The sequence below is a fragment of the Pseudomonas sp. GW821-FHT02H06 genome (genome assembly GCF_059421525.1).
The window spans coordinates 99185-109008 of record NZ_JBWKVD010000002.1; the positions used below are offsets into that span (position 1 = coordinate 99185).

The following is a 9824-nucleotide window of genomic DNA, read 5'->3' on the forward strand; positions in this document are numbered from 1 at the left end:
ACAGTTCCTAAACCATGATGCGTCAAGCGGCTGGGCTAAGTCTGGCGCAAGATCTAAAGGGGGGGAAATGATCAGCGCCGATACGCTGCCGCAATCCTTATGCTAGGCAGCCTAAGCACACTTACACCAGTAGGAGCATAGGTATGCCTGGATTAACGCCGGCATACGAATCGTCTATGCAGGGTCAACGAAGCTGATCTTAGAGGAATCACAACCCCTGTCTCACCTGAATCTCTGTGCCCATGTGCGTGATGTTCGAAGCTTTCGTTAGCAGTGGTGCACTGTGCTCTTGGTATTGACAGCAGAGTCTAGGTGGGTGAGGGCCCGGCTGCGTCGGGCTCGCTGCTGATAACTGCCAATAGGTTGTTAGCTGACTTGCTAAAACGCTCATGCTGAGTGGAGCAACGTGTTTGGATTTGCTTACAAGCAGCACCCAATGCTCATCATTGTCACTAGAAAGATGATGGACAAGTCAAAGTGGTGAGAAGTCCATGATAGTGCATATGCGTTGGGGCGCCTTGCTCCGGGACGTCATACGCTGATCGGCTGACGTAAGGATCATGGCTCCCCGGCACCTAAAGATTTCTCACAATGGGTCTGAGGCTTCAGTGTAGTGAGGGTCATAGTCCGTGGCGGGCTTGACTGTTTCCTCGATTATTTCGACCCCATACTTCTCTGCCAGGAAACGTTCTCGGTATAGGTAGTATGCCGCGTCGCACACTTTCATGGTGAAGTAGGCGTTGAAGCCGCCACCCACTGCAGCGCCGATGGCTGGGATTGCCTGTGCGAGCTTGGCTTTAGTGAGGCGTATACCCAAGGCTTTCGCTATTTCCTGAATGATCTTCACGAAAGCGTTTTTTTCGAGTTCCTGCCAGGTGGCTTTTTTCGCGACATCCTGTGAAATCTTGATCAGCTGAGCCATAGCGAGGGCTTTGGAACCGTCGGTGGGGGACGACGCCAAGCCCAGTACGTTAAAGGCAAACAGCCGCTCTTCTTGGCGCGAGGTATCAAAGCCATAGTACGCGGCGTATTCGCCGATCGCCCGAAGGTTCAGTGTGATCAACGCCGGGATGTCGATTGCAAGTCCGGGAAGACCCACGACGCCGGCTCCGGCACCCTCTACCAAGGCAACGCCCTTGTACTTGGCACCGAGGAAGCCAACGACCTTGTCAATCTGCTCCAGATCGAGGTCAAGGATGTCCTTATGGGTTCTGATGGTGCTGTGGCCGTCGCTACGGAACTCCTCAAAAATTGCTTCAGGTCTGACGCTCCACTGTGCCGCGTCGTGACACACACTGGTCAGGCCCTCAATAGCACCTCTGATGGCGGGGCCGACGCCTGGGGCGTTGAACAGGAGGTCGCCTGCCTTATCCAAGGGTTGGTTTATCACTCGCAACGCTTGGCCGAACCAGCCGACTTCAGGCTCCTTCCAGTTGTGAATCTCTTTGAGTGCGTGTTGCTCGTATTTGCTCAGCTTCGACATGCCGGATCCTTGAGAGATGAATCAATCATCAGTGATTCTGAAGTGCCAGTATAGCGCGAGGGACTCAGCTGAATTCCTATGGAAGGTGTGAATCGGGCGGGTGGGGCGCTAGTGATTTCTCAGCTGAAAAGCGCACCGCACAATGGGCGGCGCAGTTATAATACTCCCAGAAGTTTCGCTGCGAGGAACAGCAGTCTAGGCGAATACATGTGTTTGCAGCGCTTCATCGTCTGGGACGAGTACGATCTCTATCCCGCCCTCGTCTAGCCCATACTAGTGCGATGGGCTCTCACCCGTGCGTAGCCGATAGTGCTTCGCAATTCGCGCTGACGTATTGATATTATGTCTTGGATCCATTCTGAGGTGTTCCACCCTGTCGGGATACCGTCGATGTGGCGCTTGGCGACGCATTACCGGGTCAAACTGCATGTCTTCGCTCTGGCCCCTCAGCAAGAGCTTTAGGCAATTTTGGTTTCAGATAACGCCATGGCCTTGCCGCTGATTATCTGGATTGTACCTACCTATTGTGGAGCGTTGCCCGATGTATACGAGCATCAAGCCTGGCCCTAAGCTTAAGCGAGAAGATGGTGGAGACGATCGTCGCCGTCATGTGAACCCAGAGAATAAGCCGAAGCACCCTACGCTTCCGGTGCATAAGCCTGAAAAGTAAGCTAAGTCAGCGTTGTCAGTTTATGCAGGCGCTCTTTCGAACATCGATTGGGCGTTTGCGCGCCATTCGATTTGAAGCTGAATAGCGATGCTCAGATCGCTATGATGAGCATTTTCTGGGTTTAGGTGGGGTTCCCATCTTTCATGCCGCTCCATTGCCTTCTGTCGGTTCACATTGCATGCAAGGAACATCGTCATGGCTGACAAGCCTCTATCTGAGGAACTCGTTGAGCGGTACAGCGGTGTGTGGGGGGATGATCCCCGGCAGCTTCTAGAGAGCTACCGATTCCAGCCGGAGTTAACGGCTAAGCTTGATGCGCTGAAGGCCGATGATGTTGATGAGCAAAACCTGCTCGAAATTGTTCTGTGGAAGCTGAACCGTTATCCAAGGTTGACCCCGCCGTTGCTGAATGACCTCAAGGCGGTTGCCTCATTGAAGCCGAGGCAGCATCGTGATGCGGATGCCGTTTTGTGCGAGCTGCTGGCTTCGCCAGGTATTCGCCTGCCCATCGCATCCACAATCCTTCGGTTTCTCAATCCCCATGTCTTCCAGATCATTGATGATCGAGCGTTTCGCGTCCTGTGCCCTGGCCAACCTCTCTATCCAACCAAGCCTGCCGGTAGTGCAAACCTAGACCGTTACCTCAAGAACTCGACCAGAATCTATTTTGAGTATCTCGACGACCTGCATGCCGTCGTTTCTGACCGACTTCCTTTCAAGGTTGCTGACCGGATTCTCTATCAGCTCGACATCGCGCTAGGCAATAAAATTGGCGATCGAGAGAATGACGGCGAGGACAGTTAAGTCGCTCCACTGCTGATGCGATCAATAATGGCGAAATGTGCGTGATTGGGTTTGATTTAAACCAGAATGATTCGGAACCCTTACTACGTCACTACGAGTAATTCAGGAATGACCACAGCGATTCCCGCGAAGCTCGCCGGATAAACCGAGTGGTTTCGACTGAGGTCAGGGGTGCCGAGCCGAATCAGAGTCTAGATAATGGGATGGTTGCATTCCCGTCTGTGTTGCACGGAATTTCAGACTGCTGATATGCGTTCCGATCCGCTTACGTCGTTGCCAGCAACACGTGTGATTGGCCCTGGATTTCGTGAGATCTGCGCAATGCCCTGGATCTTTGGGGGAGGGGCTCGTATGCGGATTGTAATCTGAAGATTAGTTACGTTATGAAACAATTAAAGGATGAAATGGGTTCATGAAGGGGCGCTTGTGAGAACCGTAAAAAGTAGGCTGTTTTTCAATAGTCGATGCATTTTATATGTGCCATTTTCCTAGTGCTAGGGTGAAAAACCCACCCTTTGCTGTAGCGTTCTGTGAAGTGTGCGTAAATGAGTGAGTAATTTGTAACTATTTCTTCAAAAATCGTATTGTATTTGATCTTGATACGAATGCCTTTTTGGCGAACCATCGGCTGGGAAGCAGATTGATCTGTTCCTAGGTCAAACTGCAGGTGGTTAAATGCAGTGACTTGCTCCATCAGATTTATCGGGTTAGACGATAGGTCGAACAGGCAATAGTTGTCATCATTGATATTGAAAAATTTTATTAGGTCTTGAACCGATATTATCGGAAATTCAGAAACGCTGTATGCGGGAATTGTAATAGCGGAGGCCCCTGCTGAAAAATAGTATTTGCTTTGCCTGACCTTGAGTACTTCGGATTTTGGTAGGGGGGTGCCTCTTTTTTCCACCAAAATTTCTGTGGTTGTGGACTTTGCAGGAATTTCGCTTTTGTTTTCTAGGTGTACAGTTATGTAATTGGTGTCATTGTCTTCAATAAAGTTGGAAAGACCTATATCCCTCACTACTACTTTTGTGGGGTGCGTCGCTATCAGGTAGGCATCCTGAGGCGATTGCTTTCCAACTTTAATGTTACTTGTAGATGGTGGAGGAGTGGTGCTTTTCGGCATCAGCCTTTCGACGAGGCTATCAAAGACGTGAGTCCTACAGCTATTAGCCTCCTTAATAGCGTCCAGTACTTGTTCTTTTAATACGCCAGAGTGATGTTCGCCGTCGTAACTTGCAGCGAGCGTCCCGTCGGCGTCTGCTAATTTTCTCACTAACTCATTGAGTTTTGCGGTTATTTCAGCATTGAGTTTCGCGTGCTGGCTGGTGCCGCTTGTTTGGGCCTCAATACAGATGTCGTTTACCGCTTGGCTAATGATTACCATGGGGTCTGATCTAGTAGGCAGTGCTTCTTCGGCTGTGGCCAGGGTCGTTGATATGGCGAATGAGACTGCAATCAAAATCTTGATAGTTGTCATGGCTGCCTTCCCGCGTTGCTACGGGGATGCTCCTCTGGAAATTAGTCGTCGGCAGCGTAACGGCATGTTTGGCTAATTCTTTAACGGATTCTCATCGTCGCCTATCATAACGGGCCATCTATCCAGCGCCGCCAGAATTTCAGCTGCAGAGCATTGAGGATTGTTGGGTATCACGTGAGTGAGCCTTTATTCCATTAAGCGAGACGCTTGGCCCATCGTCAGCCCTCGCTTAGGTGGGTTGTGCCACCTCCAAAAACAGCTCAAGGGATCGTCGCAATGGCGGTAATGCCAAGCAGTGTGCGGATGGCGTGGAGCAGATTCCTCACTTTATCTCCGACTAAGGCTTCAATCTGGCGTTTTCAGCCTTGATTCGACGCTTCAAGCACCGTGGTATGCGTGCAGGATTACAGGCAATGGCTCTCGCGGGTCGGCCAATGATTAAGCTGTAATCCACCTCACGGCTTTTATCATCGCAAATGACCACGACTTCAGTGCCAATGCCGCTGAACCGTCGACCTCGGAACCCCCAGATCCCTCGCTACCTCCACCTGGGTTAATCCCTGAGACTTCCGTTCCTGAACTTGAGCTCGCATAACAGCTGCGCGCGCGGAGGTAGGGTGAGGGCTATCAGTACTCTTCGCGGATGCCGGCGCCACTGTGTCGATCAGACCGAGCCGCTCCAAGTCGTCAATTGCCTGCAAAAGCACTGCTCTTGGCGAAATCCCCTGATCAGAGGCCGAAGCGGCAGCCAGCAATGCGGAAGGTGACAGTCCGAGCGCAAAGGCTAAGTCGCCAGCAACCTTAACGGTCGGACTAGTTTTGTCTGCTTCGAGTTGACTGACGTGGGACGCAGCCACAGTGCCACTGACATCTTTCTGAGTCAGTCCTTTGGTCACACGTATCCACCTCAGCGCTGCGGCGAAGCCATCCTGAATCGACATTCAGCTATTCCAAAAGCTGACGGTATGCCGCGATTGCGCGTGATCGAGCAAATCTATATATTGATCTGATCGGGCATTTAGCCATCATAATCATGGGCCTGTTGCAGCCCTTGAAAGTGGATCGGTCTTCGGTGAAAGGCTTTCAGCGCGTCCTCATCAGTGACGGGACAGGCCTGGAACGTAACCCATCAAATTCATTGCTTGAGCAAATAGGCATTAAGGAGAAGGCCAGATGTCGGATCGGAAAAAAATCACAGTCACCGTCAAAAACTATGAACTTCAAGGATCTGAAAACTCCGGTTTCCACTATAGGAAAGTCAGGTTGTTGGATGAGTCTGGCAAAACTTTTTACTATAAAAACTTGGTTATCCCCAAATACCTGGATCGCAAAGGCGCGCTCGCCAGTGATGTGCTTCGTACGTGGTACATCAAACACATCAGCAAATCTGCTGTAGTGATCGTTGCTTTTGAAACCAAAGACGGGACGGTCGAATACGATCTTGATGAAGTCCGCGACCTTGCAAGATCCGGATTTGTGGCCGGAATCATGTATGGGGTTCTAGCCATCCCGGCTGGTTTTATCGCTGGTATTGCCACCTTTGGTATCGGACTGGCGATAATCCCTATGGGTCTATATTTCGCCTACCGAAACATTTTCAAAATTCCGGCAAGTTTGAGTCGCAAACGACTGCTGCAAGAGCTGTCGCTTCATGGTGTTCAGGTGGGCGAGGGCTGGGCGCGGTAGGGCTGGTCGGCACATTCACTGGCAGTGCCCAACGACACATAGGATTTTGCCGCGGGTAGGGTTAGAAAAAGCTTAGGTCGACTTGGGCATCTTACTATTGAGGGGCATTCGCCTTTGGATTGTCTGCATGAGTCTGGTTGCTTGCCATCTTCTGAGAGAACTGGAGGTGCCTATTCGACGCTGAGCGGTTGGGTTATGAAAGGCGCTGCAATGTCCTTTTTTAACGATTGATTCGCCTGCAGGCTGCCCTGATAGCCCGTGCCCCGGCACCAGGGCTCCTTCGCCAATTCGAGGTCAGCGTCTGATACCTATCTGCACTCAGTCCTCTCGCCAGTACCGCGTCACCGTAGATTTCCCGATGCCCAGCATTCTCACAACATCTACATGCCTATGCCCTGCAGCTTTAAGCTTCTGCACCTCCGCACGCGTGTTTGCTGACTTCTGTGAAACCGGATGAGTTGACTTGGGGGAGTATTGAGAAATGTCCACGTCAAGCAGCCCGAGAGACTCAAGTTCTCTGAGGGCTTCGTTGAGAACCTGACGAGGTGTGATCTTTTCCTGCACCGCGACAACAGTCGCCACGAACGATGTCGTAGTCAGCCGCAGGGCCTTGGCAACCCGCTGGGTTGTCTCCAATGTTGCGCTGTTCTGGCCGGATTCTAGCTGACTAATTCGAGCCTGGCTGAGCTCGGTAGACACTTCCTGCTGCAAGAGCTTGTGGTGCTCTCTAAGGAGCTTCATCGCTGCTGCGAACGCTTGGCGTAGCGACATCATCAGTGTTCTCGTGCAAACGCAATGATATGCCGGGTTTGCTAATGACCACTCAAATCTATATATTGAACCTAATGGGCATGACGGTAGGCGGTTTCCGCCAGGAACTGCCCCAATGCCGCCCCAGCCGGATGGGGCGCGGGGACGATGGCTGAGACTGGATGGTCAAATATCAATTATCTGGTAAATCGAATTTAAGCATGTCTTCTGGCAGGGCACCTGAACATCGTGTCCTAGCTCAAGCGGGCTTGCCGACGTATAAATCGACATTGGGAACGCTGATGAAGCTGAGGATCTACTCAGACCTGCACCATGAGTTCGCCCGCTTTGACCCGCCCGCGATCGAGCCAGCGGTCGACCTCGTGATTTTAGCCGGTGACATCGACAAGAAGGCGAGGGGGGTGAAGTGGGCCAATGTGACTTTCGCCTGCCCGGTCGCGTACGTGTGCGGTAATCATGAGTATTACGACGGCCACATCGACCGGACGCTCAAAAAGATGAAAGATGCAGCGGCCGGCCATGTGCACGTGCTCGAAAATGAAACCCTGGTGCATGGCAACGTCAGGATTTTAGGTACCACTGGATGGACAGACTTTTCATCAAGCGGCGACCAAATGGCAGCCTCCAGCATGGCTAGGGCATCTATGAACGACTTTAAATACATTCGCGTCGAAAACTTTCGACGTCTTCGCCCGGACGACCTGATCTCCCGCAACCACGGGGCAAAAAAATGGCTAACCGATCAGCTCAACAAGTCATTCAACGGCACAACGATCGTCGTCACCCACCATGCTCCATGCCCAGCTGTGAGCGGATCTACGCATGAGGGGCATCTGAATGCGGCTTACACCAACGACTGGCCTCACCTCGTAGAGCAAGCGGATCTCTGGGTGTTTGGACACACGCACGAAGCGGTCGACATCGAGCTGGCCGGCTGCCGAGTTATCTCTAATCCGCGCGGATATCCCGGTGAGTCAACGGGGTTCCGCCCCTTGCTTGAAATAGAGATCTAAGGAGCGCTTGCATTTGAACTCAAACTTAACGGCAGCTGCTAGCGGTGCACCTTTACGATCCGAATCGCCGAACACGCCCGACTTGCCAAAGGAGGTTGTCCAGGCGATGGCCCATGACTGGGGTGTCCTAGTGGATGCCTATCTGGTGAATGCGGCCCGCATCGGCAATCGGTACGCGGCAACCGTCTTTTGTGATCAATCGGGAACATCGTTAGACGGCATGACAGTAGCAACTCGCTCGGTACGTCAGATTGCTGCTCGAGGAAACCTCATATTGCTTCAGACCGTCGACGGCAAGGATCACTACGTCGTCGTGACCGAGCAGGGAGTAGGGGGGCGAACCCATGGCTACGACAGTTGATTGGCCAGCGAAAGTTCTCGCTGCGGCAGCTATCAAATTCAAAGCGCCTGTCGGTGCTTTTCTGTGGAAGCCAGAGGTAGACCACCCATGCTTGATTGGCAGGGTATACATGGATCTAAGTAGTAGATTTCAAAATGGACGTTTGATTCGAACATCCCGAATCATGAGGTTTAAGGAAGAGCAGGGCTGGACGATTGCGATTACTTTCTCCGGCAGTCATTACCTGCTGATTGAGGACGAAGGCGAGCCCTGTATTGCAGTTGACAGTTGACAGTTGTCTGGTTCGGGGCACGGTGGTTAACGGCACTGTGCACTGAATACGCTAGTGGCGGGAGGCTGGAACACGAGTGAAGAGCTCGTCCCACTGACGAGCATGGCGCGTGTCCCAGAAAGGCTAAATGAAAAAAGGAGCGACGATGGAGGACTTTGATATAGGCCAAATGATCGGCCCAAGTACAGTCGTTGCAGCAGGCCGAATCGAGCTGGATGAAGCAATTAGGATTACCCAAGAGCAATTTTCAGGCCGAAGCTTCTGCATCCCAAGGGAGTGGGTGTGGCTTGATCTTGACGCGCCTGATCTTGTTGTAGAAGAGCTGGCGGCTGAAGGGAAGAAGCCGACCATGCTGCTGGTTTTCGATACGGTGTACGACAGCTCCACTACGACCTCGGCGCATTGGTTTCGTACGACGCCGATGATCAGTTTTACTGACGACATGTTTTTCCAAACTGAAAACAAGCTTTATGTCTTGCTCGGGAATGGGCGCCGGACGTCCATGTCTTTGTCAGCTGTTGTGCGATTGTTTTGAAGCGTAGCGGAGGGCACGGGTGATGATTCTGGTCGGAGTTGCTCACAAGGAGCTAATTAAATGATTGCTGCAGTGGTGCTCGATGCATTCGGGACAATCCTTCGCATTAATCGCCCGACTAACCCTTACCGGGAGCTACTCAGGGAGGGCCGTCGACAAGGGGTTGTTTTAGGCTCAAAAAGCATTGGTTCTGTAATGACGACAAACCTGCCATTCGACGAGATGGCATCATTTCTAGGCATTGAGCTATCCCTGCAGCAGAGGGGGAAAATGAATCGGGCACTGGAGCAGGAGCTTGCGTCAATTGAGGCCTATCCCGATGCCCTCGATGCTGTAGCACGTTTGTTAGATGCAGGGATCAAGCTAGGCATTTGCTCAAACCTGGCCGCGCCCTATGGGCCGGTTGTCAGAGGCCTGTTCCCGAAATTGGATGGGTACGCGTTTAGCTTCGAATTTGGCATCATGAAGCCTGAACCTTTGATTTACAGATCGATTTGTAGGGAAATGGGGGTAGAGGCAGGCCATCAGTTCAGCAATGAAAAGGGAGAGGTGTTGATGATCGGGGATTCAAAAAAATGTGACCGGGACGGCCCTAGGTTCATTGGAATGACAGGTTTCCATCTTGATCGTAGAGGTCAGGGAAAGGTTAACGACCTCCAGCTGTTTGCCGATTTGGTGATTTTTCAAAATGGTAGGTCTGACACGCCTCAGGCAAGATTAATATAGAAGAACAAGTTGGGTGGCGTGAAG

General features: G+C 51.9%; 11 protein-coding genes. 7 read left to right on the forward strand and 4 right to left on the reverse strand.

The window, feature by feature from the left end:
* Positions 1-586: 586 nt before the first annotated feature.
* A complete protein-coding gene (locus tag AC07VF_RS03510; protein ID WP_495008079.1) occupies positions 587-1483 on the reverse strand; it encodes an EcsC family protein in 897 nt (298 codons plus the stop codon).
* A gap of 865 nt (positions 1484-2348) precedes the next feature.
* On the opposite strand from AC07VF_RS03510, the gene AC07VF_RS03515 reads away from it, so the two are divergent.
* Positions 2349-2957, forward strand: a complete 609-nt coding sequence (locus AC07VF_RS03515; protein ID WP_495008080.1) for a hypothetical protein — start codon at positions 2349-2351, stop codon at positions 2955-2957.
* A 454-nt stretch (positions 2958-3411) separates the two neighbouring features.
* Here the strand turns inward: AC07VF_RS03515 and AC07VF_RS03520 are convergent, their stop codons facing one another.
* Together AC07VF_RS03520 and AC07VF_RS03525 are read right to left on the reverse strand one after the other, a co-directional pair.
* The gene (locus AC07VF_RS03520; protein WP_495008081.1) at positions 3412-4437 is read right to left on the reverse strand and encodes a hypothetical protein; all 1026 of its coding nucleotides are present in this window, start codon (positions 4435-4437) and stop codon (positions 3412-3414) included.
* A gap of 488 nt (positions 4438-4925) precedes the next feature.
* Positions 4926-5378 carry a helix-turn-helix transcriptional regulator gene (locus tag AC07VF_RS03525; protein WP_495008082.1) on the reverse strand — a complete coding sequence of 151 codons (453 nt, stop codon included), beginning with the start codon at positions 5376-5378 and terminating at the stop codon, positions 4926-4928.
* Between the two features lie 232 nt (positions 5379-5610).
* On the opposite strand from AC07VF_RS03525, the gene AC07VF_RS03530 reads away from it, so the two are divergent.
* Positions 5611-6123 (forward strand): hypothetical protein, encoded by a 513-nt coding sequence (locus AC07VF_RS03530; RefSeq protein WP_495008083.1) that lies wholly within the window; start codon positions 5611-5613, stop codon positions 6121-6123.
* A gap of 318 nt (positions 6124-6441) precedes the next feature.
* Here AC07VF_RS03530 and AC07VF_RS03535 read toward each other — a convergent pair whose 3' ends face one another.
* Complete coding sequence (locus AC07VF_RS03535; RefSeq protein WP_495008084.1) at positions 6442-6897, reverse strand: helix-turn-helix domain-containing protein; 456 nt, start codon at positions 6895-6897, stop codon at positions 6442-6444.
* A gap of 278 nt (positions 6898-7175) precedes the next feature.
* Here AC07VF_RS03535 and AC07VF_RS03540 point away from each other — a divergent pair, with 278 nt between their 5' ends.
* The 5 genes from AC07VF_RS03540 (at position 7176) to AC07VF_RS03560 (ending at position 9800) form a co-directional block, all read left to right on the forward strand.
* Entirely contained in the window at positions 7176-7907 is a 732-nt protein-coding gene (locus AC07VF_RS03540) for a metallophosphoesterase (RefSeq protein ID WP_495008268.1), read from the forward strand.
* A gap of 106 nt (positions 7908-8013) precedes the next feature.
* A complete protein-coding gene (locus AC07VF_RS03545; protein WP_495008085.1) occupies positions 8014-8268 on the forward strand; it encodes a hypothetical protein in 255 nt (84 codons plus the stop codon).
* Positions 8252-8539, forward strand: coding sequence for a hypothetical protein (locus AC07VF_RS03550; RefSeq protein ID WP_495008086.1), 288 nt, complete (start codon positions 8252-8254; stop codon positions 8537-8539). The genes AC07VF_RS03545 and AC07VF_RS03550 overlap by 17 nt, the downstream gene beginning before the upstream one ends.
* A gap of 127 nt (positions 8540-8666) precedes the next feature.
* The gene (locus tag AC07VF_RS03555) at positions 8667-9074 is read left to right on the forward strand and encodes a DUF6957 family protein (RefSeq protein WP_495008087.1); all 408 of its coding nucleotides are present in this window, start codon (positions 8667-8669) and stop codon (positions 9072-9074) included.
* A gap of 60 nt (positions 9075-9134) precedes the next feature.
* A complete protein-coding gene (locus AC07VF_RS03560) occupies positions 9135-9800 on the forward strand; it encodes an HAD family hydrolase (protein WP_495008088.1) in 666 nt (221 codons plus the stop codon).
* The last annotated feature ends 24 nt before the right edge of the window (positions 9801-9824 follow it).

Bases quoted from the DNA above. Each gene is read 5' to 3' on its own strand.
- AC07VF_RS03560 (WP_495008088.1), top strand. From the start codon at position 9,135: ATGATTGCTGCAGTGGTGCTCGATGCATTCGGGACAATCCTTCGCATT.
- AC07VF_RS03530 (WP_495008083.1), top strand. From the start codon at position 5,611: ATGTCGGATCGGAAAAAAATCACAGTCACCGTCAAAAACTATGAACTT.
- AC07VF_RS03520 (WP_495008081.1), bottom strand. From the start codon at position 4,437: ATGACAACTATCAAGATTTTGATTGCAGTCTCATTCGCCATATCAACG.
- AC07VF_RS03555 (WP_495008087.1), top strand. From the start codon at position 8,667: ATGAAAAAAGGAGCGACGATGGAGGACTTTGATATAGGCCAAATGATC.
- AC07VF_RS03525 (WP_495008082.1), bottom strand. From the start codon at position 5,378: ATGTCGATTCAGGATGGCTTCGCCGCAGCGCTGAGGTGGATACGTGTG.
- AC07VF_RS03545 (WP_495008085.1), top strand. From the start codon at position 8,014: ATGGCCCATGACTGGGGTGTCCTAGTGGATGCCTATCTGGTGAATGCG.
- AC07VF_RS03540 (WP_495008268.1), top strand. From the start codon at position 7,176: ATGAAGCTGAGGATCTACTCAGACCTGCACCATGAGTTCGCCCGCTTT.
- AC07VF_RS03535 (WP_495008084.1), bottom strand. From the start codon at position 6,897: ATGATGTCGCTACGCCAAGCGTTCGCAGCAGCGATGAAGCTCCTTAGA.
- AC07VF_RS03550 (WP_495008086.1), top strand. From the start codon at position 8,252: ATGGCTACGACAGTTGATTGGCCAGCGAAAGTTCTCGCTGCGGCAGCT.
- AC07VF_RS03515 (WP_495008080.1), top strand. From the start codon at position 2,349: ATGGCTGACAAGCCTCTATCTGAGGAACTCGTTGAGCGGTACAGCGGT.
- AC07VF_RS03510 (WP_495008079.1), bottom strand. From the start codon at position 1,483: ATGTCGAAGCTGAGCAAATACGAGCAACACGCACTCAAAGAGATTCAC.